The organism is Thalassovita sp. (genome assembly GCF_034670005.1).
Lineage (GTDB): Bacteria > Pseudomonadota > Alphaproteobacteria > Rhodobacterales > Rhodobacteraceae > Thalassobius.
This window is the reverse complement of the sequence record NZ_JAXMOH010000007.1, coordinates 160,849-182,910: the sequence shown is the minus strand read 5'-3', so window position 1 is coordinate 182,910 and position 22,062 is coordinate 160,849. Positions and strand designations below refer to the sequence as shown.

The 22,062-nt window shown below is 57.9% G+C and carries 18 protein-coding genes; 10 read left to right on the top strand and 8 right to left on the bottom strand.

The features are described 5' to 3' along the window. Positions 1-317: 317 nt before the first annotated feature. The 8 genes from VOI23_RS13545 to VOI23_RS13510 all read right to left on the bottom strand — a co-directional run bounded on the left by VOI23_RS13545 (position 318) and on the right by VOI23_RS13510 (position 11,222). A complete protein-coding gene (locus tag VOI23_RS13545; protein WP_323785421.1) occupies positions 318-4,505 on the bottom strand; it encodes an Hpt domain-containing protein in 4,188 nt (1,395 codons plus the stop codon). Positions 4,506-4,553: 48 nt separating this feature from the next. Continuing rightward, a complete protein-coding gene (locus VOI23_RS13540) occupies positions 4,554-4,958 on the bottom strand; it encodes a response regulator (protein WP_323785420.1) in 405 nt (134 codons plus the stop codon). A gap of 59 nt (positions 4,959-5,017) precedes the next feature. Continuing rightward, on the bottom strand, positions 5,018-6,826 hold the full coding sequence (locus VOI23_RS13535) for a methyl-accepting chemotaxis protein (RefSeq protein ID WP_323785419.1): 1,809 nt from the start codon (positions 6,824-6,826) through the stop codon (positions 5,018-5,020). A 341-nt stretch (positions 6,827-7,167) separates the two neighbouring features. Further along, entirely contained in the window at positions 7,168-7,689 is a 522-nt protein-coding gene (locus VOI23_RS13530) for a chemotaxis protein CheW (RefSeq protein WP_323785417.1), read from the bottom strand. 13 nt (positions 7,690-7,702) lie between these two features. Beyond that, positions 7,703-8,806: a chemotaxis response regulator protein-glutamate methylesterase gene (locus VOI23_RS13525; protein WP_323785416.1), complete on the bottom strand. Its 1,104-nt coding sequence runs from the start codon at positions 8,804-8,806 to the stop codon at positions 7,703-7,705. Next, the gene (locus tag VOI23_RS13520; RefSeq protein WP_323785415.1) at positions 8,806-9,630 is read right to left on the bottom strand and encodes a protein-glutamate O-methyltransferase CheR; all 825 of its coding nucleotides are present in this window, start codon (positions 9,628-9,630) and stop codon (positions 8,806-8,808) included. The genes VOI23_RS13525 and VOI23_RS13520 overlap by 1 nt, the downstream gene beginning before the upstream one ends. Beyond that, positions 9,627-10,646 (bottom strand): chemotaxis protein CheA, encoded by a 1,020-nt coding sequence (locus tag VOI23_RS13515; RefSeq protein WP_323785414.1) that lies wholly within the window; start codon positions 10,644-10,646, stop codon positions 9,627-9,629. The genes VOI23_RS13520 and VOI23_RS13515 overlap by 4 nt, the downstream gene beginning before the upstream one ends. Before the next feature lie 270 nt (positions 10,647-10,916). Then, positions 10,917-11,222 (bottom strand): hypothetical protein, encoded by a 306-nt coding sequence (locus tag VOI23_RS13510; RefSeq protein WP_058264303.1) that lies wholly within the window; start codon positions 11,220-11,222, stop codon positions 10,917-10,919. Positions 11,223-11,567: 345 nt separating this feature from the next. On the opposite strand from VOI23_RS13510, the gene VOI23_RS13505 reads away from it, so the two are divergent. From VOI23_RS13505 to fliM, 10 genes are all read left to right on the top strand, one after another. Next, a complete protein-coding gene (locus VOI23_RS13505; protein ID WP_323785412.1) occupies positions 11,568-12,743 on the top strand; it encodes a sigma-54 dependent transcriptional regulator in 1,176 nt (391 codons plus the stop codon). 13 nt (positions 12,744-12,756) lie between these two features. Continuing rightward, positions 12,757-13,080 carry a flagellar hook-basal body complex protein FliE gene (gene fliE, locus VOI23_RS13500; protein ID WP_323785411.1) on the top strand — a complete coding sequence of 108 codons (324 nt, stop codon included), beginning with the start codon at positions 12,757-12,759 and terminating at the stop codon, positions 13,078-13,080. Between the two features lie 41 nt (positions 13,081-13,121). Continuing rightward, entirely contained in the window at positions 13,122-14,855 is a 1,734-nt protein-coding gene (fliF, locus tag VOI23_RS13495; RefSeq protein WP_323785409.1) for a flagellar basal-body MS-ring/collar protein FliF, read from the top strand. Positions 14,856-14,859: 4 nt separating this feature from the next. Then, positions 14,860-15,876: a flagellar motor switch protein FliG gene (fliG, locus tag VOI23_RS13490; RefSeq protein WP_323785408.1), complete on the top strand. Its 1,017-nt coding sequence runs from the start codon at positions 14,860-14,862 to the stop codon at positions 15,874-15,876. Positions 15,877-15,892: 16 nt separating this feature from the next. Next, positions 15,893-16,630, top strand: coding sequence for a FliH/SctL family protein (locus VOI23_RS13485; RefSeq protein WP_323785407.1), 738 nt, complete (start codon positions 15,893-15,895; stop codon positions 16,628-16,630). Beyond that, positions 16,627-17,982 carry a FliI/YscN family ATPase gene (locus VOI23_RS13480; RefSeq protein WP_323785406.1) on the top strand — a complete coding sequence of 452 codons (1,356 nt, stop codon included), beginning with the start codon at positions 16,627-16,629 and terminating at the stop codon, positions 17,980-17,982. The genes VOI23_RS13485 and VOI23_RS13480 overlap by 4 nt, the downstream gene beginning before the upstream one ends. Further along, entirely contained in the window at positions 17,969-18,340 is a 372-nt protein-coding gene (locus VOI23_RS13475; RefSeq protein WP_323785405.1) for a hypothetical protein, read from the top strand. The genes VOI23_RS13480 and VOI23_RS13475 overlap by 14 nt, the downstream gene beginning before the upstream one ends. 67 nt (positions 18,341-18,407) lie before the next feature. After that, positions 18,408-20,501 (top strand): flagellar hook-length control protein FliK, encoded by a 2,094-nt coding sequence (locus VOI23_RS13470; protein WP_323785403.1) that lies wholly within the window; start codon positions 18,408-18,410, stop codon positions 20,499-20,501. Positions 20,502-20,512: 11 nt separating this feature from the next. After that, a complete protein-coding gene (locus VOI23_RS13465) occupies positions 20,513-21,079 on the top strand; it encodes a flagellar basal body-associated FliL family protein (RefSeq protein ID WP_323785402.1) in 567 nt (188 codons plus the stop codon). An 8-nt stretch (positions 21,080-21,087) separates the two neighbouring features. After that, on the top strand, positions 21,088-22,062 hold the full coding sequence (gene fliM / locus VOI23_RS13460; RefSeq protein ID WP_323785401.1) for a flagellar motor switch protein FliM: 975 nt from the start codon (positions 21,088-21,090) through the stop codon (positions 22,060-22,062).

Below are 22,062 nucleotides of genomic sequence, written 5' to 3'. Positions count from 1 at the left end.
TCGGTATCAAATACCCGATTTCGCCCAGAAAGGAGCATGTTTCTGCGCCTCAGCCTGCGAACCGCCGTGCAGGTAGCGCGGAGCGAGGCCAACATTGGCCTGCAATCCCGGTACAGCATCATGGTTTGGGCCGCGCTCCCGTCCGGTCATCGGATGGGTGCGCCCCGCTGAACGGCAATTTGGCGACGTCTGGGCGGGGCGTTGCAAAAGTCGCCGTAACGATTTTTGCAGTTTTCGCGCCCCGGCTAGCAGGACGCGCTGCAAAACTGCCGCCCCGAACCAGAGACCAAATCCAAAATGCTGTTTAACAAAGCGGATCATGCAGCGTCAGCCAGGCGATCCACGGCGACGACCATGCCGACTTCGCCACCCGACAACAGCGCAAGCCCCATCATGTTCCGAATACCGACCAACGGACCTTGCAGCGGGCGCAGCAGCACCAATTGTTGTCCCAGCATCTCATCGACAGGCACCGCGATACGATGATTGTCGCTGCGCAGAACGACATAAAGTTTCGAGGATGTACCGTCGCCCACATTGGCTGCGGTAAGTTTGGACAGGTTGTCGACGGGACCGCTCAGCGGCCGGATCGGGGCCAGCTCACCAGTGTCGGTGCGCAACATGGCACTGTTTTTCGAAGCGGCAATCGGCAACAATGCATCCGCTGCACCCAGTTGAATGCGTTCGATCGAATTTACCGGCACCACATAGCAGACCTCACCGACGCGAACGACCATACCTTCCAGCAGCGCCATGTGAACCGGTAGCGAAAGATGGAACCGCATACCACCGGACGGCATCTGTACCGGGCGGAATTCGCCGCCCTCCCGCACCGCAACCTGATGCAGTTCCTGCAACACGTCATGATCGAGATCGGTTTTACCATCATCTTCCAGCAACACAGACACCCGGTTATCGGCACGCGACAACGAAAGGTGGAACTGTGCCGGGCCGTCTTCTCCGCCCAGTCGGCTGCGGATCACTTTTTTCAACAACTTGCCCAACGCATCCAGCATGGCCTGATCAAGGACGACATTCTCGCCATTATGCGACATGCGGGCTTCTTTACCTGCCTGCCGCGATCGGGTTTCGACATAGGCGGCCAGAGTGCGCAGCAAGATACCGGCAGGACGTTCCCGAAGCTTGGCGGTTTCTTCCTGCAGGCGTCCCATCTGGGCGTTCAACTGGGTTTCTGCTTCGGCGGCACGCGCGACTTTATGCGTATAGGTTTCGATTATGTCACGCAGTGCGTTATAGGTTTCTGGTTCCAGCGCCGGGCCCTGATCCGGTTCCACGCGGCGCAAGACATGATCCAGGCTTTGCACCAGATCGGTCGAGGACAGATCTTCCAGAATGTGATGCACCATCGCCTGACCAGCAGAGATTTCGCCGATCGCCTCCATCAGCGGCAAGCTGATCGATGGGCCTGATGCGCTGCTTTCCGAACTGGAGTCATCTTCGTCCTGATCGTCGTCTTCATCTGTCTCGTAATCGGGCGCCAGCACGATTTCGACGTAAAGATTTCCGGCCGTCGGGTCCATCGCGGTCATTGCACCAACAATGGCGTCATGCTCCAGCTCCGTCGCAAGCAGGAAATCAAACAGCGTCTTGTCCCCCTCGAACACCGTCACATTGGTGATCATCTGGGCGTTGCCTTCACCGATCCATTCAAGGAACTTTTCGGCCAGCGATTCGTCTTCGTTCAGATCGGTGCGGACGACGTAAAATTTCTTGTGATCGACCAATGCGGCATGAGCCGACCGCACGCTGTCCGGCGACAAAACCCGATGGAATTCCTCGGGCAGGCCCAGTTTGCGTTCGATGGTCCGGGCCGAAACGACGCCACCCTGTTGGAAAGAAATATTGGTAGCTTCTTCGAACAAGTCGTCGATTTTCGACAGATCGGGATCATCGCCCTGATCCAGGGCATCATAGACCAATTCGATGGTTTCCAGAAACCCGCGCGCCATATGCAGCATCAGCGCATCGGCAACCGAATTGGTTTCATTCACCCGGGCGAACAGATCGACCAGCGCCATGGTCAGGCTGGCCGCGGTTTCCATCCGGTAATGATTACAGGCATGAAAAACCAACCGCATGTGATGATTAAAAGAGGCGAACCAATCATCGCCTTCGCCATCCAGCGACACCCGTTCCATCATATTGCGCAATGCGCCCAGCGTGTCGAAAATCTGATCGGTGGCCCAAAGCTGCACAAGATGAGAGGGCCGGACCATGAGATCGCCCGAAACGCTGCTTTCGATCGGCATCACCTGTTCGTAGCCGATCAGTTCCTCATAGAATGACAGTTGGGCAATCCGGGCGGCCTTGACGGTTTCGGCCTTGGCGATGCGGCGCGCCGCATCCTCGGCACGGACCAGACCGAAGGCTTCGACCTTGGTAACGACCTCCTCGGCGAGTTCGCTCAGTTTGGCCTGCGCTGCCACGACATCGTCATCCAACCCCAGAACCGCTTCGGCGATCCTGCTGTAGTAGGGTTCCAACTGACGGAACAAATCATCGGCTTCGTCGCTGCCCGACTTGGGCTGCGCGATCGCGCCGCCCTTCTGCAGCGCATCAACATTGGCGAGGAAGCCATCGATGCCTTCCTTCAGAGCCGCATCATCGGACAATTTGCCAGCATTGGCTTCGAACACCTGTAGCAAGGTAATCCAGTCGACAAACCCCATCTGCTGGGCTGCGTGAAGCAATCCGCCAACCTGTTTGGCAACTTCGCTGCGGCGTTGTTCGACGCTGTCGCTCGATTTACGGATCGCCTTCAGCTTCTTGACCAATTCCTCGGTCATGTCGGCATAAATTTTCCGATAGGTCGGATCATCGGCCAATGTTTTCGGCTGATCCCCTGCCCCGGACTCTTCCGCAGCGGGCTGGGCCGCTTCGGCCTGGGCAATCGGTTCGGGGGTCGGCGCCGCGATTGGTTCAGGCGCGGGATCGGCGACCGCGACCGGGACGGGTTCCGGTGCCGGGGCAGCAGGTTCAGCTTCCGAAGCTGCCATCGTCGGTGTCTCGCCGTTGCGCAACGCATCGATATTGGCCAGAAGGCCGTTTATCCCGTCGACCAAGCCAGCAGCGTCTGCCAGCTTTCCAGCATCGGTCTCAAACGTCTCCAGCACGTTGACCCAGTCGTCAAACCCCATCTGACGTGCCGCATGCAGCAAGCCGCCGACATGTTTGACTACTTCGTCGCGGCGGTCTTCAACCGCGTCGTCGGCGTCACGGATAGAGGTCAGCCGCGAAACCAGATCATCGGTCATATCGGCATAGATTTTCTGATAGGTCGGATCATCCGCCAGCGATTTCGGACTGTCGAGCACTTCCTCAGCCTGGGCAGGTACCTCGGCGACTTGATCGGCGGCGGATTCGCCGCTCTGAGCCTGTGAGGGCGCCGCCGCGACCGGCGCAACGCCGCCATTCTGCAACGCCTCGATCTTGCCAAGAAACTCAGTTAATCCGGCAGCCAGTTGAGCTTCGTCTTGCAGCGCAGGGCAATCGAATGCGAAATCTTCCAGTACCGCGACCCAGTCGGCAAAACCCATCTGCTGAGCTGCGTGCAACAGACCATCAGCCTGTTTCTCGGCGTCCTTGCGTCTGTCTTCGAAAGCATCATCAGACCGCAGGATCGCATTCAGCTTTTCGACCATGTCTTCGGTCATTTCAGCGTAAATCTTGCGATAGGTCGGGTCGTCCGCCAGCGTTTCCAGCGGCGGGCCATCATCAATTTTCACCGACGATTCGACTGGGGTCTCAGCCGCCGCGCCATGCATAACGGGACGTTCGGATTCGGCCTCTTCCATGTCCGCCTCGGCGGCGGCCTTTTTGGCAGCCAGCGCGTCCGGGTCGAGGTCTTCGTCGAATTGCCAGAAATCGTCTTCTTCATCATCGCCGCCACTGGCGGCCCCGCCCTCGTCATCATCCGACATTTCATCGAACAGCGCGGACATGTCCATACCACCTATTGCCGGGGCGGTGGCCACAGGGGTTTCTGCTGCATCCGCCGCCGGCATCTCTGCCTCGCCCCCTGTATCGGCGGCTTGTTCTTCGCTTTCAGGCGGATCGGCTTGCGGGGCTGGTTCGGCTTCGGGATCGCATTTAGCGATCATTTCCTTCAGCTGACGCAGCAGGTCTTCGGATGGCTCCGGGTCGACATCGGCACGTGTTGCGGCGACGTCATCCAACATTATGCGCAGCGTGTCGCCGGTCAAAAACAACAGGTCGATAATTTCTGGCGTCAGCGGAACGCCGGAATCCCGGACCAACCCGATCAGGTCTTCGGCGAGATGAGCCCGGCTTTCGACCACCGACAGGCCCAGAACCCGGGAATTTCCCTTGAAGGTGTGAACCGCGCGGAACAGGGCTGAAATATGCGGCACCTGATCATCCGTGCCATCATCGGTCAAAGCGTCAAGCGCGGCTTCCATCGCGTCCAGGGACTGAGAGCCGTCATCGGCAAAGAGTTCCCAGATTTCATCCATTTCGTCCGACATGGCTCACCTGTTCTTACAAAATAATACTAACTACCGGTTTCGCGCAGATCAGGCTGCGACCAGCCTGCGCATGGTGTCGCGAAGTTCGTCGCCGGTCTTTTCTTCCAGATCGTGCGACACGGTCCCAGAGGGTTTAGCCACAACCCCATCGGCACCCAGCTCGCGTGCTTTCGCGGCGTGCGGCGACCCCTGCACGGTGACAGATGACAGCATACAAATCTTTGCGCGTGTCTTCAGCTTGGCATGGCGCAGGAATTCCAGGCCGTCCATCACCGGCATTTCGATATCCAGCAGGATCAGGTCCAGATCGGGATAGTCCGACAGCTTATCCAGCGCTTCCTGACCGTTGGCGGCCTGCGCCACCATGTTGAATTCAGGAAGCGATTTCAGGAAGCTGGAGATGTAAAGCCGCATCATCGCAGCATCATCCACGATCATTACTTTATACGACATCTTAGTTCACTCCTTGAGAGAAGGTTAGCCCCCTGCACCCGGGCAGGGGGCGGCAGGTATCAGAAGTTGCTAAACCCACGTTCGTCATGGTCACCGTGACCGTTGGAAAAGCCGTTGGATTTTCCCTTACCGTTCAGAACAGCGGCTGGAACTGAGGGAATGGCATGGCCCGATCCCATCATTTCCTGAAGCTTGGCCATCATTTCCGGCGGCAGGTTGTCCATCCCTTCGATGGTGCTCCAGTCGCCGCTGACGCCAGCGTTGCTGCTCAGTCGATAACGACCGAGTTCCTTTGTCATATGTTCGGTCGCAGCGGTCATTTCAGCCGAAGTTGCGGCCAGTTCGTCCGCCTGCTGGCTGGTGGCCAACGCGGTCCTTGCGACTTCACCGATGGCGGTGTTGATCTGGGCCACGCCGCGCGACTGTTCTTCCGAGGCGCGGTTGATGGTTTCGACCAGGTCCTTCACTTCGGCGATGTTGACGGCGATCTTTTCGAAGCTTTCGCTGGTTTCGGCGGCCAGGCGCACACCAGAAGACACGCGGCTGTTAGACGCCTCGATCAGGTCAGAGGTTTCGCGCGCCGCCTTGGCCGACCGACCAGCAAGGTTGCGCACTTCCTGCGCCACCACCGCAAATCCGCGACCATGCTGACCGGCACGGGCCGCTTCGACAGCAGCGTTCAACGCCAGCAGGTTGGTCTGGAACGCAATTTCGTCGATTACCTTGATGATCTTGGCGATATCCTGCGACGAGGCGTCGATGCCTTCCATCGCTTCGACCATTTCGTTGATCTTGCCCTGGCCTTCTTCGGCCACTTCAGCATTCACATTCACCAGGTGCGCGGCATTCTTCGCGGCTTCGGCATTGGCCTTGACCTGCACATCGGTTTCTTCGGTAGAGGCCGAAACTTCGTCCACCGAGGACGACGCGATTTGCGAATTGGTCGCCAGTTCCTGGCTGGCGCTAGACATCTGGCCGACGGTCATGGCAACCTGATCGACCTGAGATTTCAGCGCATGGAACGAATTGTTCAGGCTGGAGAACGTCGCATCGAAAGCTTCGACAACCTCCCGATAGGCACCGCTGAATTTGGCGGTATCTGCCTTGACGTCCAGATTGCCTTCCATGATGGCATTCGACAGGCGTTTAATCTCGGTGGTCACCTCGGTGAAGCTGTCACGGGCCTTGTTGACTGCGTTGTTCAGGAACACCTTCTTGCCCGGCAGTGGGGCCAGGTCCGCGCTGTAATCGCCATCGGCGAATTTTTCATATACGGCAATCACGTCCTTTTTCGTGTCGATATGAGACTTGACCATCGCGTTGACATTCTCTGCAGCTTCGCAGAACTTCGGGTCGCTGAAACCTTCGCATGTCATATAGGCGTCGATATCGCCAGCTTCATGCGCGTTGGCCATTTCGGTCATGCGATGAACCAGCATGTCGAATTCATTTTCCATCACCTGAATCCCAGAGCGATCTTCGAACTCCGCAATCAATCGAACGGTTTTTCCATTTGCGTCTTTCAGCGGTGTCACCGCCAGATCCCAGGCAAAATTGGGCAGGCGGATCGACGCGCGCATAGGCTTGTCGAGGTTATTAAGCATTCCTCGCTGACGCGAGGGATTGCTATGGAAATCGTCGATGCACGATCCGATCAGGTTTTTGGCCTTGAAACCCGGCATCTTATCCGCCAGCACGGGTTCGGCCTTTTCAAACATGGCAATGGCGGCGGCGTTGGCTTCGGTGATCACGAGATCGGTGTCTGTGACGACGACCGGAACCGCCAGCACGTCGAGCATCTGACGACCGGTAAGCGCGTCAAGCTGCTTCGTCTGGGCGGCGGTTTCTTCAGTCTTGGCATTCGTCATCGGAGTATTCTCCTTTTCTGGGGTCTTCGGGGGGGGCGGGCTATACTTGTATTAGCGGCAGGTTTCAGATTTTCTTTAGTCTCTTCGCCTGCGTGTCCGATGCTTCTGCAATCTCGATCTTTGATCGTTCCGAATGCGACCAGGGCAATCCACCCATGGCCCGATAGCGACCCAGACTGTTGGCTGGCGACCTTTGTACGGTCATGGTTTCACCTTAATCTTCAAATCGTTAAAAACCGAAGCTCACCCGATGGGGAAGCTTCTATTCGCTTTGATCCGCGCCGCTACACCATTCCGGCGGACCGTCTTCTCAGAGGCCGGTCGCGGTGGGCATCGCTGCTTCAGGCGGAAACCGCTTCCGGCATGCTCAGTTCCGCGTCCGATACCAACATCCCACTGTTCAGGATGATGGCGACGTTTTCACCGACGCGGCCCAGACCTTCGACCAGTCCCTGGCTTTCGCCGCCGCCCATGCTGCGAGCACTGTCGATATGGTCTTCAGCGATTTCGAGAACTTCACTGACGCGATCCACAATCAGGCCGACCGGCGATCCGCCCAGTTCCAGCACGATGATCACGGTACGGTCGTCATAGGCGCGCTCTTCCAAACTGAAACGCAGACGCACATCCATCAGCGGGATCACTTTACCACGCAGGTTGATCACGCCCTTGATATAACGCGGCACGTCCGGAACGGTCATGATCCGCTGCATACCCACGATTTCTGTCACCACCGCGATCGGAACCCCATAGGTTTCCTCGCCAATGGCAAAGGTCAGGTACATATTGTCGATGTTATCATCGTCATGCAGCAGATTTTCTGCATCTGCAGGAACGGCTTGGTCCTTGGTCATATCGTTCATCCTCAGGATCCTTTCACACTCTGTAACTTTCAAGTCCGCTTCGCACAGAGGCGCTTGGACAGGAATTCATCAACCACGAAGACACGTTTTCTAGGGGAACGAGCGTCTCGGGTGCCCCGAGCTCGTATGCTGCACAGGGCATACCAAACACGACACAGCTCGCCTCGTCCTGGGCGACGGTCCGGCCGCCGGATCTGCGAATGGCCGACTGACCATCTGCCCCGTCTTTGCCCATCCCGGTCAAAATGGCCGAGGACACTTTCCCGCCTGCCACCTGAGCCACGGAATGGAACAGAACATCCACCGAAGGCCGTGAGAAACATACCTCAGGGCCATCTATCAGCCGCACCTTGTGTCGGCCCATTTGCTTCACGACCGTCATGTGTTTCTGGCCACCGGGCGCCAGCAGCACCAATCCGTTTTCCAGCAGATCGCCGTCTTCGGCTTCTTTGACCCGTAACGCGCATTGTTGGTTCAGGCGCTTGGCGAAAGACGCTGTAAAGCCTTCGGGCATGTGCTGTACGATCACCACCGGGGGGCAATCGGACGGCAACCCTTCCAACACGCGCGTCAATGCCTGCACCCCACCGGTCGAAGCTCCCAGTGCGATCATCCATGTGGGTAAATCCGTCTGGGCCGACCGGTTGGCGGGGCTTGTCATCTGGGATTGCGGCACTGGGTGTTGTCTGGCGACAGTGCGGCGCACATGCGCCCCAGCGGCCACTTTCACCCGCTGCACGATGCTGGCCATCAGATCGCTCAGCCCGCCGCCCAATTCCATCCTCGGCTTGGCAATCACATCGACTGCACCTGCCGACAATGCGTCAACCGTGGCCTGCGCACTGCGTTGGGTTTGCGATGAAATCACCACCGTCGGAATCGGATCGGTCTTCATGATACTGCGCAGGAAGGTCAGCCCGTCCATATTGGGCATTTCCAGGTCCAGCGTGATCACGTCGGGTTTGTTGCGCGCCAAATATTGCATCGCCATATTTGCGTCGGCGGCGGTGCCGATCACTTCGATTTCGGGATCGTTACCCAGCCCGATCGACAGGATTTTCCGAACCATGGCGGAATCGTCGACGATCAGAGTACGGATTCTGCGTCGTTCCTGCATCACCCGTTCCTCCGGTAAATGCCGGTGGTCACCGGAATCCAGCCCGGGCACAGATCACGCACCGCCTCGGTCACGCTGGTAATCAGCCAGCCTCCGGGTTCTGTCGCATCGTAAAGCGCATTCAGCGTAGCGATCTGATCTTCGTGCTCAAAATAATACAGAATATTCCGGCAGAAGACGACCTGGAACTGCTTGGCAAAGGGATAGGGCGTTGCCTTCAGGTTCAGTCGGCGGAATGTGCAGGTGTTGCGCAGATTTTCGTTCACCCGATATTGTTCGATCCCGGTCGGGGACATGTATTTTCCCCGGATGCTCGGGTCCATCTGCGCGATCTGACGGCGGCTGAATACGCCCAGTTCGGCCCGCTCCAGCACCGGCGCACTGATATCACTACCTAAAATCATGAGTTTGCTCAAAGCGCTTGTGCCCAGATGTTCCGCCACGAGCATCGCGATCGTATAGGCTTCGTCGCCAGTTGATGCTGCTGCGGACCAGATCCGAATCTGTTCGCGCTGATTGAGCTGCGGCAGGATGTTCGTGGCGAAAGTTTCCAGAACTTCGGGTTCACGGAAGAAAAACGTGTGATTTGTAGACGCCGCGTGCATCACCGCCAGTTCGACATCGTGCCGTTTGCCGTTGGTGATCGCACCCGCCAGTTCGTCCAGATCCATCAAGCTGAAGCTGCGTGTCACCCGGGACAGGCGCTGACGCAACAGGTCAGCCTTGTGATCGGGATAAGAAATCCCGCAACGATCCCCGAGCCAAGACCGGATACGTTCATATCCGGCATGGTCCTGGTAGGATCCATGATCCATCACACTCATGCGTTTTCTCCTGCCGCAAGACGCTCGGAATCGAGGACAAGCGCAACTTCTCCGGTCCCCAACAGCGCACAGCCCCAGCTGGCGCGTACCTTTGCAAGAACCCCTGACAGCGGCTTCATCACCACCTGTTGACGGTCCAGAACTTCATCGACGGGAACCGCGATCAAACGGGTTCCTGCCTTCAGGACGATCGCCACCGTATCCGACAACGGGGTCAAATCGGGCAAGGCATCGCCATAAAACTGTTCCAACCGGCAAACCGGCACATGCCGTTCGCGCAAGCGCAACATTTCTGCCCGACTGCCTGCTGAAATCGACATGCAGGATTCAACACCGGGTTTGACGATTTCGAATATATCTTCCACGGGGACCGCGAACAGATGGGTCCCCTGGCGCAGGAGAATGCAATCAAGGAAAGCCAGCGATACAGGAATATGCAAAGAAACCTGAGTGCCTTCACCTTCTGTGCTGTCCACCGCGATCCGACCGCGCAGATCCCGCATGGTGGTGTTCAACACATCCATGCCGACACCACGGCCTGACAAATTCGATACTTTCTCGGCAGTCGAGAATCCGGGTTCAAAAATCACTTTCCAGAGCTTGCTGGGTTCCGGTTCTTCGTCAGCACCATAAAGGCCGCGCTTGCGCGCAATGCTGAGGATTTTTTCGCGGTTCAGCCCGCGGCCGTCATCGCCAACGACGATCTGAACTTCGCTGCCGACCTGCGCGGCCGACAGGGTAATCACACCCTTCTCAGACTTACCGGCAGCGATCCGTTCATCGGTCTGTTCCAGACCGTGATCAGCCGAGTTCCGCAAAACATGCAGCAACGGATCATAGAGTCGGTCAGCCACCATTTTGTCGATCGCAGTATCGGCACCGATCACTTCGAGCGTGATGCGTTTGCCGGTCTGGCGTTCCATCTCTCGGATCATCCGTTTGAGTCGTTTGAAAACTTCATCAACCGGGACCAGACGTAATTCGGTCGCGGCATCCTGAACTTCACGAACAATCATATTTAGTCGATGCGCCGCAGCTTCAAATAGGGTGCGGTCCCCAGTGTGATCCAAATCCGGAGAATTCACAGTCTCCGTAACGCTTAATGATAATTCGCCGACAAGATCCATCAGCCGACTGATTTTCTGCGACGAGACCCGCAGAAGGGCACCAGCGGTAGCTTGCTTGTCTGCAACGGTTTCAATCTCAGCCGACATTCTGACCTTGATCCTTTATATTACTCAACTCTTCACCATTTACGGCGTCTCAAGGGACTTACTCGGACCGCACTAGGCCGCGTTTTCGTTTCCGTCGAAGCTGAAGATACAGACTCCATCGAAACCGGTTGATTTGAACAGGAAGGTCTTCTTCATCATGTCGACGAAGCCTCCGTGTTTTTTCTCGAAGTTCTTGAGGTCAGGAACTGAAGGGAAGAACAGATTGACTGAAATATCCCCTTCTTTACTGATCAGAACGGTAAGCCCCGAGAGGCGGCATTCAGGAATTGCGTTACCAAGCGTTTCTGTAACGAAAGGTGCGGCGATCTGAGCTGCATCGAGGCTGGGAAATTTAAGATGGTACGTTTTTGACAACATAGAACACGCCTGCAGTTTGGTTTTACGTCTGCTTAGGGGAACGTCCGCCGCCCAGAAAAGTTAAGACCACCCGCAAAAGATATGGCCTATCATTCGGAACCCGATACATCCCTAAGTATGGGAGGCTGCGCATACGGGGATGTCGGGATAACGTCAGAACTTCGACACCATGCGGAATGCCGTCAAACCGACATATCCGAAGGGTATTTCAGGGGTACATACTTTAGATATTTTAGTTTTTTCTTTTATTATATTTCAGATACTTAAAATCATTTTAGCAAATAATTTACCACTTGGTACGGTCCCTGCTTCTTAGAAACCGACAGCAAATTGCAGGAGCGTACCATGGCTAAGGTTTTTATCATCGGACAAGATTTTGACGACGCTGGCGCACTCGCCGACCTCCTTACCCGTCGTCGCATCGACAGCATTGTCATCGATGGCCTGGGCGCTCCGGACACCAACCCCGGCAAGGGAAACACTCTGGTCTGCACCGCTGCGGCCGAACAGGCTGCGGGTGGTCAGTCGGGTCTTGTGACTGGCGCACGGCAACTGGGCATCACCCAGTTGGTGATCGTCGCCCCCGGCGAAGACTTTTCCGTCGAAGCCGAACTCGGCGGTCGTATGCAGCGCGTCACCCTGCCCTTGCGCGGCGAAGCTCAGCCTCCGCTCTATACGCCCTCGCTGTTGGCGTTGTCCGATCTGATCGCCACCCCGCATGGCGGCATGGTGGCCGCCGCCGCCAGCACCAGCGCCCTGATCGACCTTGCTGCCCGTGTCGCCCAATCCGATGTCACCGTGTTCATCAACGGCCCCACCGGCAGCGGCAAGGAAGTTCTGTCGCGCTTGATCCATGATCGTTCCCCCCGCGCCGGCAAACCCTTCATTGCCGTCAATTGCGCCGCGATCCCGGAAAACATGCTCGAAGCGATGCTGTTCGGCCATGAAAAGGGTGCCTTCACCGGTGCCTCGACAGCCAATCGCGGTATCTTCCGTGCCGCCGATGGCGGCACCCTGCTGCTGGACGAAATTTCCGAAATGCCGCTTGGTCTACAGGCCAAGCTTCTGCGGGTGCTGCAGGAAAAGAAAGTCACCCCGCTGGGATCGCAAAAAGAAGAAAGCGTCGACATCCGCGTGATCGCGACGTCGAACCGCGACATGCTGACCGAAATGCAGGCGGGCAATTTCCGCGAAGACCTGTACTACCGCCTGAACGTCTTCCCGCTGGCCACCGAAGCGCTGGCCACCCGTCCCGATGATATTCCTGCTCTGGCCGTTGCCATGATCCGCCGCCATGTCGGGGAAACCGCCCCGCTGCCGCTGCTGAGCGATGACGCAATGGCCGCGCTGCGCGACTATCACTGGCCCGGCAATGTGCGCGAACTGGAAAACGTGGTGCAGCGGGCATTGGTGCTGCGGACCGGCAACAAGGTCTGCGCCAGCGACATCATGCTGACGACCCAAACGGCGATCCTTCCGGGTATGATCCCCACCGCCGCAATGGCCGCACGCGCCGCCTGATCGGAGTTAAGCCATGACGATTTCAAGCCTGTCAGGACAATCCACGCTCGCGGCGCTTACGTCGCGCAGCACGACGCCGGTCCAGGACACCAATTCCGCCAATACCGCCAAACAGACGACGTCGTTTTCCGAACGACTGGGCGGCGCGCTGGAACAGGTTGCTCAGGCTCAGAACAAAGCCTCCACCTCGGCCACGGCCTACGAAACCGGCCAAACCGAGAACCTGGCAGGCGTCATGGTCGATCAGCAAGTCGCGTCTCTGGGATTTCAGATGACCCTCAACGTCCGCAACAAGGCGCTTTCCGCCTATCGCGACATCATGAACATGCCGGTCTAACCCACCAGGCTCAATTCAAGGCGCGAGACTAGGGAATTTGCATGGATAGCACGACGAACCCCCTTGCCCAGACCGGAAGCACCGCTGTCGCCAACCGCGGCAAGGCCTATCTGATGCAGTTTCAGGCCATCACGCGGCAACCGGCGGTACGCCGGGCATTGCCCGCGATCGTTATGGTCACGGTGGCCGTTATGGGGCTGGCACTTTATGCGATGCTGAGCCAGCCCTCCCGTCTGACGCTCTATTCCGATCTGCCCGAAGCCGACAAGGCCCGCGCCGTTGAAGTGCTGAATTCCAGCGGCATCGACGCGTCTCTCGATAAATCCTCCGGCGCGCTGAGCGTCACCGAAGTTGACTATCACCGCGCCCGGATGATCCTGGCCACTGAAGGCCTGCCTGCAGGGACGCCTGACGGTATGTCGGCGCTGACCGATATGCCGATGGGGGCCAGCCGTTCGGTCGAAGCCGCCCGTTTGCGCCGGATGCAGGAACTCGACCTTGGTCAGTCGATCGCAGAATTCCAGAATGTGACCGCCGCCCGCGTTCATCTGGCGCTGCCGGAACAGACCGCTTTTATCCGCGACACCAAACCGCCACGGGCTTCGATTTTTGTTCAGGTGGCCCCGGGCCGCGCGATGGACGAAGGTCAGGTTTCCGCCATCGTCAGCCTGGTCTCGACCTCGGTCCCCGGCATGGCCCGCAGCAATGTGTCGGTTGTAGATCAGAACGGCCGCTTGCTGTCGCGTGAAGCCAGTGACCCGCTCAGCGAACTGACCGATCAGCAACTGGCCCATCGCAAGCGGATGGAAGCGTTGTATCGCGAACGGATCGAGGCTCTGCTCAGCCCCATCGTCGGCCCCGGCAATGTCGCCGCCGAAGTGACCGTCGACATGGATTTCACCCGTTCCGAAATTACCTCTGAGCAATATCAGCCGAACGGTTCTGTGATCCGGTCGGAACAGAAAATGACCCAACAATCGAACGGAATGCTGGCTAAAGGTATCCCCGGCGCAGTGTCGAACTCGCCGCCGCCGGAAACGGATATGGTAGCCGATGGTCCGTCTGACGCCGCAAAGAAGGCCGGCACGCAGCAAAACCTGACCAGCAATTCGACCCGCAATTACGAAGTCAGCCGCGTTGTGGAAACCACCACCCCGTCGATGGCCCAGATCACCCGGATCCATGCTGCCGTATTGCTGCGCGCCCCATCTGGCACGATGGCCGAAGACGGGTCTCTGGTACCCGGTGAATTGCCCGCTTCGGTTCTGAAAGATGCCAACGCTCTTGTGCGCAGCGCGATCGGCTTTCAGGTGGAACGCGGCGATAGCGTGACTTTGTCTGCCCAGCCTTTCGTCAACCCATTCGAAGATGCCGCCACGCCATGGTACAAGGAAAGCTGGGTCGCCACTGCCGCTCGCTATGTCGCTCAAATTCTGGTTCTCGCCATTATCGTGCTTGGCTTGGTGCGCCCGATCCTCGACCGGATGTTGTTTTCACCGGCTGCACCGGTCGCCGGGTCCACCCTGATGGGTGCTCCGATCCCGATGCAGAACGGCGGCAGTCTGCCCAGCGATGCCATCGAAGTTGGCCCAGGTGAAACTCTGGCCGAAGTCCGCGCCCGTCTGGATGGGTTCGACCCGGTCGGCAACCCTTGGGCCCAGGTATCCTATGAAGAAAAGCTTTCGCTGGTCCGCGAATTGACCAAGACCGACAGCGACCGCATCGCCACTGCATTCAAGGCGATGATCGAAGATGACAACAGCCAGTTGAAGTAAGCACATGCCCCGTACCCCCTCCATTTCCGAACTTGGCGGCACCAAAAAAGCCGCAGTCCTGATGATGCTCTTCGGTGAAGAAGCAGCTTCGGCCGTCCTTAAATTGCTCAACCCGCACGAGGTACAACAGCTGGGAACGGCAATGTACGGGGTGCGCAACGTTGATCACACGACCGTCAACGAAGTGCTGAATGAATTTCTTCATGAACTGCGCGAACAGACAGGGCTGGGCGTCGGGGCCAATGACTATATTAAGGATGTGCTGACCAAAGCTCTTGGACAGGATAAGGCCCAGTCGGTGCTTAGTCGCATCCCGCCGAGCAGCAACGAACACCCAATCCAGATTCTGGAATGGATGGACGCGCCAGCGGTGGCCGAACTGATCGCGGATGAACATCCGCAGATCATCGCGTTGATCGTTGCCGCGCTGGATCATTCGGTCGGGGCCGAAGTGCTCAGAATGCTGCCCGAGGAACTGCAACCTGACATCGTGCAGCGGATTTCCGAGCTCAGCACTGTACAGCCAGATGCGCTGCGAAATCTGGAAGAAGTGATCCAGCGTAAATTCCAGGCCAACACCACATTGCGCGCCTCGCAGATGGGCGGGGTGAAAGCGGCCGCGCGGATCATGAACTTCACCAAACAGGATATGGAACAGCGGATCCTGAAGGTCATCAACAAAGACGATAAGGATCTGGCGATTGCGCTTCAGGACAACATGTTCGTCTTCGATAACCTGATCAAGTCGGGCGACCGCGCAATCCAGACTCTGCTGCGCGAGGTCAACGAACGGAGTCTCGTGATCGCTCTGCGCGGTGCGGATGAAGCATTGCAGGACAAGTTGCTCAACTGCATGTCGTCACGGGCCGCAGCCAATATCCGCGAAGAAATGGAATCGCTAGGCCCGGTCCGTCTGACCGAAGTTCAGACCGCCCAGAAAGAAGTCATCGCAGTCGCCCGACGCCTGTCGGATAGCGGCCAAATCATGCTGGCCGGGCGCGGCGGCGAAATCATGGTGTAAAGGGGAAAGCAGCCTAATGGGGTATCATTCCGACATTCCGGTTCGAAAGCTGAATCTTGAAAGCTTGTCATCACTGCTGCGCAACAACCGCAACACCGAATTCCGGCCGCGCGAATATGCATCGGTCCCCGAAGAGTCAGGCAACAGCGACAATCCATTCGTCCACGAAACGGACACCGCCCCGGCCCCGCCGCCTCCTGATCTGGAAGACGTCCGCGCCAAGGCTCATAAGACCGGCTTCACCGAAGGGTTTGCCCAAGGCTATCAGCAGGGCCTGGTCGAAGCCCCGGCACCGGACCCGCAGCCGGAACCACAACCCGACCCCGATCAGCTTGAAAGCATCGAACAACTGGAAGAGGCCCGCGCGGTCTTTGTCGAATTGTCGCGTGCTCTGGTCGATCATACCGAGGCGCATCATACCTCTCTGCGCCGGGCGATGGAATCCACCCTGATCGCGTTGGCCAGCGAATTGGCCGGCAGCCGCATCGACGCCCTGCCCCAGACCTTTGCCGGCAAGATCGAAGATCTGGTGGAACGCATTGGCAAAGAGGTGGAAAGCACGGTCATTTCAATTAACCCGGACGACCTGAACGCTATTACCCCCTGCCTGCCCGAGACCGATATTTTGCCCAAATGCACCTTGCAGGCCGATAACCGGCTGATGCGTGGCGCGGTGGATATCAAATCCGGCCCCAATCGCGTGCAAACGATCCTGGCGGAAACAGACTCCCCGCTGCCGGGAGATGCTGAATGACTGCACTGCTGGAACGGCTGGAACACGATCTCGCGACGCTGACCGATCGTTGCGCGCCTCAGATCAGCGGCCAGGTTCTGCGCTATGATGGACTGGTGGTGGAAAGTTCCGGTTTTCCGGCCAGCCCCGGCGACCTGTGTCAGATCATCCCACGCCATGCAGCCCCCGGCACTGCCGCGATCGAAGCCGAAGTGATCGGTTTTTCCAACGGCAAAAACCTTTTGTTTTTAGACACGGCCGGGGCGCAGATCACCTTGGGCGACCCTATCATTCTGCGTCGCGCGGGACGGATGTGTGATGTCGGCCCGGAACTTCTGGGCCGGGTTATTGATGCCAGTGGTGCACCGTTGGACGGTCGTCCTGCGCCGCGCCCGTCGGACCGCTGGCCACTGGCTGGAAAACCGCTGAACCCGCTGGCCCGCACTCCGGTCCGAGAGGTTCTGGATGTCGGTGTACGCATTCTCAATTCCGCCATGACCATTGGGCGGGGGCAACGCGTCGGTATCATGGCCGGATCGGGGGTCGGCAAATCGGTTCTGATCGAAATGATGACCCACAATACCACTGCCGATGTGATCGTGGTCGGGCTGATCGGTGAACGCGCCCGCGAAGTGGGGGATTTCGTGTCCCGGGTAATGACCGGCGAAGCTGCACAGCGTATCTGCGTTGTCGCGGTGCCTGCTGATCGGTCGCCGCTGCTCCGGCTGCGCGCCGCCAACCGCACAACCGCCATTGCCGAATATTTCCGTGATCAGGGTAAGGATGTGCTGATGATCATGGACAGCCTGACCCGGGTTGCCCATGCCAAACGCGAAGCAGGCCTGGCCCTGGGGGAACAACCCACCGCCAAAGGTTACACTCCATCGGTCATTTCGCTGATCCCGGCGCTGATCGAACGTTGCGGCCCCGGCCTGCCCGGTCAGGGCACTATCACCGCGCTTTATACCGTTCTGGCCGATGGCGACGACACCACCAACGATCCGGTGGTCGACAGCGCCCGCGCCATTCTGGACGGCCATATGGTGTTATCGCGATCCCAGGCGCAGCGTGGAATTTATCCCGCCATCGATCTGCCTGCGTCAATCAGTCGGGTGATGAACGACATCGTTAGCCCGGATCATGTGGTGGCCAGCCAAAGACTGCGGCGGATGATTTCGCTTTATATGGACAACCGCGATCTGATGTTGATGGGCGGCTATAGCGCCGGTCAGGACAAGGATCTGGATCAGGCCATCGCGCTATGGCCGAAAATCGAGGCGTTCATCTGCCAGCTGAAAAGCGAAAAAGTGACCTTTGAAGAAAGTGCCGAACAACTGTTCAAGCTGGTAGGAGGGTTGAATGAGCAAGCATAAGGGCGACCTGTTGCGCATGATGGCCAAGGCCGAAACGATCAAACAAGCCGATCTGGCCCGCAAGCTGCGTCAGGTGCAGGACGAAACCAACCGTATCGCGGAACAGGCCGGATCGCTGGAACGATTGCTCGACGAGCATCGGCTAGCCGCGCCTGGTTCCCAGACCACCGCGCAACTGGCCAATGTCATGCGGGTCGGGCATCAGTTGGAAAGCCACCGCAAAACACTGACCAGTCAGATGAAGCAATCTGAACACCGATTGAACCGGGCACGCACGGCCTTGGCGCATTCGGGTCATAAGCTCGACATTCTGAGCGAAAAAGCCAGGATCGCCAAACAGCAGACGGAAAACGAATAATCGTCACGGGCTGGCACGAAACCTGCACCACATTTGCAGAAGAAGACCAAATAGCCACGGAATACCAATGCCGCAAACCGTTACCCCTGCACCTGCTCCCGGAACGCCCACGATTTTTCTGGGCAATGTTTCCGGGATTCAGCCGTCCGGTATCGAAGAAGGACAGGACTTTGCAGAGCTTCTGCAAGGGTCGCAAAACATCAATAGCGTTCCCGGTGGCATCGCCCAAGCAACTGACCCAACGGCATTGCAGGGAAAAACCACTCTCCCGGCAACGGAATTGGTTTTCCAGCCCGACAACGAAAACATCCAGCCGGACCAACTCGACCTGACGATGACAGCCGAAGGTGTAACTGCGGACCCGGCGTTGCTGCCACTTGATGTTCTGTCCGGGAGACCGGCAAAAACCACAGCGGGAACAAATCAGCATCCCGCAACCCTGGACCAGCTTCCGCCTCTAGCGACCTTGGCTGTCGCCAAATCAGATACAGCTTCGATACCGGAACAGGTCAATCCTGCTTTGGGCACCCCAATCGCCACCGCCCCAGATACGTTGATGGCATCCGAAGCCGCGACGCTTTCCACGTCCGCAGGCAGTGATCTTGCTTTGGCGGAAAGAGAACCGGCGATAGAACAGATTGCTACCCTCGAAGCCATGGCACCCAAATCGCTTTCCGAGCCATCACAGGCTATCGCGCCAGAACTGCCTCCTGAAACCGGCGAGGAAGGTAAAGACCTGAAGATCGAAATCACTCAGGATCAAACAGAAGAAATAGCAAAGATACTGTCCCGAACCGACCCCGTTCCCGATCCGGTGCAGACCGGTAGCGAAGCCACGATCGCGACCGACGCCAAACAGGCGGGCATGGTCGGCATCCCGTGGGCGGCACAGGCCGACCCGACCGCGACTCAGACCAATCCGGAGGCTACGGAAACCTCGCAACCCGACGCCCCGCGCCCGGATGTGTCGGCACTGCGGCCAAAGACAATTGCCCCCGAAACCCTCGCCCTGAACCAAGACGAGACTGCCTCCGAGACGACAGTCGACCCAGAAGCGGCGGACATACCAGACGCCACCAAACCTGCAACCCCGATGGCTGCTCTGCCCGGCTCCGCGTCGGATCAGGCGCTGGCAGCGGCAGCCGGTCAGGTCAACCGGGCCGAATTCGTACGGGCCGGAAACGACAAGATCCCGGCAGAGCCAGGCAAGTCCACCGATATAAGCAGCCCCGCTATGAACGCGGCAGCACAAGCAATAGCAGCAGAGGCGCGCCAGCCTCAGACAGGCGGTCAGGGCCAGGGCGCGCAACCGCAAGGTGGTAATGTCGCGGAAATGGCCGACGTTAAGTCCGCCGCGGAGACCCCTAAAAACGAAATCCGTTTCAGTATAGAAGGTACTGCGCCGGGCTCTCCGGGAGAGATTGGTCATGCTAAGGCACTGCGCCCGGAAACTGCGACCCAGCGTCCCGAGCTCGCGATCACGACAGCCCCAGCAGCTCAGGCACCCACGGATATGAAATCCTCGACGTCCCCGGCCCCTCAGCAGCTTGAGCTGCAAACAGCGGCAGGACCTGTGCAGGAAACGGCTTCCGAAACCTTGCCGCATCCGCAACACAAAGCCGAAGCTCCAGCACCGCTCCCGACCCACAATTCGGTCCAGAACGGAGAGTTCCGTGGCCCTGAAAACAGCGTCAATACTGCCGCGTCAAATGCTGCTTTCGCAGCGCCGCGCAACCTGCAACTGGTTGATGCTGAATGGCCCGGCAAACTGACTGCAATGGTCCGCGAAGCGCACGAAATGGGGCAGCACGAAATCGAAATCGCGCTGCAGCCGGAAAAGTTGGGCCGGATGACGATCAAGCTGGACATGCGCGACGGCAACACCGTGGCGGTCAATATCGTCACTGAATCCGACGCAGCCGCGAGGATGCTCAACGACACGCAGTCCCGTCTGGCCGATATGATGCAAAAGGCCGGTCTCGATCTGACCCAGCATCAGGCCAACAGCGGCCAGGGGTTCCAGAACCAGAACGGCCAAGAGGGACACTCGGATCGGAATTCCCAATCTGGACCGTCGCAACAGCAGGCTCAATCCGCCGCAGAGGCTTCGATCCAATCCACGCAAACAAATCCCGATAACGGCATTGATATTATCGCCTGAGGTAAATGGTTATGGCAAACGTTACAATTGATGGATCAGCCAAGAAGAAGGGCGGCATCCTGAAGACCCTGTTTCAGCTGATTTTGGCGAGCGGGCTGGCTTCGGGTGGATTTGTCGCTGGTCAGTATTTTGCCCAATCCACGATGAGTCCGGCAGATGAAGTGCTGCGCCTGATTGAGGAAACCGGCTCGGATGGTGTTCACCACTCCGCCGGCGACAATCCGCAAAAAGTACCGCGCGATTTGCCTGACGCCCCGGTTTTCGAGACGCAATATTACGAATTCCCCGAACCTCTGACTACAAATCTGAAGGGATCGACCCGTTTCCTGCAATTGGGCATTGGCCTGTCGACCCAATATGACAAAACGGTGTTGCGCAATGTTCAAACCCACCGGATGGCGCTACGCTCTGACATGTTGGCCGTGATCAGCAGTTTTACCGAAGAAGATGTCGAAGGAACCGCAGGCCGCGATGCGCTGTCAGCCGCATTGGGCGACGCCATCAACCACCGGCTGGAACAGCTAGAAGGGTTCGGTGGTATCGAGGGTGTGTTTTTTCCTGTTTTCGTGATGCAATGAGGAACGATATGTCTGGCACGCATAAACTTTCCAGCAATGAACTCGCCGCCCTCGTCGGCGGTTTGATGGAACTTGATTCGACCGAAGAGGACGAACTCAAGGACGGCGACATATCTTACAAACCGTATCAATTCGGGGACAACAACCTGTCTCTGATGGGCGACTATTACGGGCTTAGGATGATCAACGAACGGTTCTGCCGACTGGCGCGGTCGGTGTTCCTGCCGATGCTGCGACTGCAACCACGGATTTCGGCATTCCCGCCCGAGGTAAAGACCTTTGCCGATTACAGCGACGAGGTGGAAAATTTTGTCAGCCTGACCACCAGCCGGATCGAGGCCCTGCGCGGCAACCAGATGATGGTCATCCCACCCAGCTTTATCTCGATGTTGACCGATTCCTATTATGGCGGCACTATCCGTAAAACCCAGAATTCAAGGACTGAATTCACCCCGACCGAACAGCGGGTGATCGAACTGATTTCAAACGGTTTGAACGAATCTATGGCGCTGGCCTGGCGCGATCTGATGCCGATCAGCTTTGAACTGCAAAACCGTGAAGAAAACCTTAGCTTTGCCAGCTTTGCAGATGCCGACGATCTGGTGGTGAACTGTTCCTTCATGGTGCAACTGCCCGACACCGATCCGGCGAATTTCGATATCATTTATCCCTTGCAGACACTGAAACCGATTGCCGGGCAGCTGCGGTCGCGGATGCATTCGGATCTGTTGGAAGAAGATATGACCTGGCGCGAAAAGATGGAACGCGCCGTGCTGAACGTACCGCTGAGCCTGACCGCCATTCTGGCCGAACCATCGGTTTCGCTGGGCCGGATAGGAAATGTCTCTCCGGGAGAAGTCGTGCCGGTGCAGATGACCCCTGCCCCACGTTTGCTGGTCGAAGGCCGACCGATATTCGATGCAGACCTCGGCGAATCCGCCGGCAAATCCGCCCTGAACCTGACCCGCAGAATTCCAGACTGA

What these genes read in the sequence shown, in the direction of transcription:
- VOI23_RS13465 (WP_323785402.1), top strand. Translation starts at nt 20,513, where the DNA reads ATGGCAAACGTTACAATTGATGGATCAGCCAAGAAGAAGGGCGGCATC.
- fliM (WP_323785401.1), top strand. Translation starts at nt 21,088, where the DNA reads ATGTCTGGCACGCATAAACTTTCCAGCAATGAACTCGCCGCCCTCGTC.
- VOI23_RS13525 (WP_323785416.1), bottom strand. Translation starts at nt 8,806, where the DNA reads ATGCAGGAACGACGCAGAATCCGTACTCTGATCGTCGACGATTCCGCC.
- VOI23_RS13530 (WP_323785417.1), bottom strand. Translation starts at nt 7,689, where the DNA reads ATGAACGATATGACCAAGGACCAAGCCGTTCCTGCAGATGCAGAAAAT.
- VOI23_RS13540 (WP_323785420.1), bottom strand. Translation starts at nt 4,958, where the DNA reads ATGTCGTATAAAGTAATGATCGTGGATGATGCTGCGATGATGCGGCTT.
- VOI23_RS13505 (WP_323785412.1), top strand. Translation starts at nt 11,568, where the DNA reads ATGGCTAAGGTTTTTATCATCGGACAAGATTTTGACGACGCTGGCGCA.
- fliG (WP_323785408.1), top strand. Translation starts at nt 14,860, where the DNA reads ATGCCCCGTACCCCCTCCATTTCCGAACTTGGCGGCACCAAAAAAGCC.
- VOI23_RS13545 (WP_323785421.1), bottom strand. Translation starts at nt 4,505, where the DNA reads ATGTCGGACGAAATGGATGAAATCTGGGAACTCTTTGCCGATGACGGC.
- VOI23_RS13475 (WP_323785405.1), top strand. Translation starts at nt 17,969, where the DNA reads ATGAGCAAGCATAAGGGCGACCTGTTGCGCATGATGGCCAAGGCCGAA.
- VOI23_RS13510 (WP_058264303.1), bottom strand. Translation starts at nt 11,222, where the DNA reads ATGTTGTCAAAAACGTACCATCTTAAATTTCCCAGCCTCGATGCAGCT.
- VOI23_RS13470 (WP_323785403.1), top strand. Translation starts at nt 18,408, where the DNA reads ATGCCGCAAACCGTTACCCCTGCACCTGCTCCCGGAACGCCCACGATT.
- VOI23_RS13520 (WP_323785415.1), bottom strand. Translation starts at nt 9,630, where the DNA reads ATGAGTGTGATGGATCATGGATCCTACCAGGACCATGCCGGATATGAA.
- VOI23_RS13515 (WP_323785414.1), bottom strand. Translation starts at nt 10,646, where the DNA reads ATGATTGTTCGTGAAGTTCAGGATGCCGCGACCGAATTACGTCTGGTC.
- VOI23_RS13535 (WP_323785419.1), bottom strand. Translation starts at nt 6,826, where the DNA reads ATGACGAATGCCAAGACTGAAGAAACCGCCGCCCAGACGAAGCAGCTT.
- fliE (WP_323785411.1), top strand. Translation starts at nt 12,757, where the DNA reads ATGACGATTTCAAGCCTGTCAGGACAATCCACGCTCGCGGCGCTTACG.
- VOI23_RS13485 (WP_323785407.1), top strand. Translation starts at nt 15,893, where the DNA reads ATGGGGTATCATTCCGACATTCCGGTTCGAAAGCTGAATCTTGAAAGC.
- VOI23_RS13480 (WP_323785406.1), top strand. Translation starts at nt 16,627, where the DNA reads ATGACTGCACTGCTGGAACGGCTGGAACACGATCTCGCGACGCTGACC.
- fliF (WP_323785409.1), top strand. Translation starts at nt 13,122, where the DNA reads ATGGATAGCACGACGAACCCCCTTGCCCAGACCGGAAGCACCGCTGTC.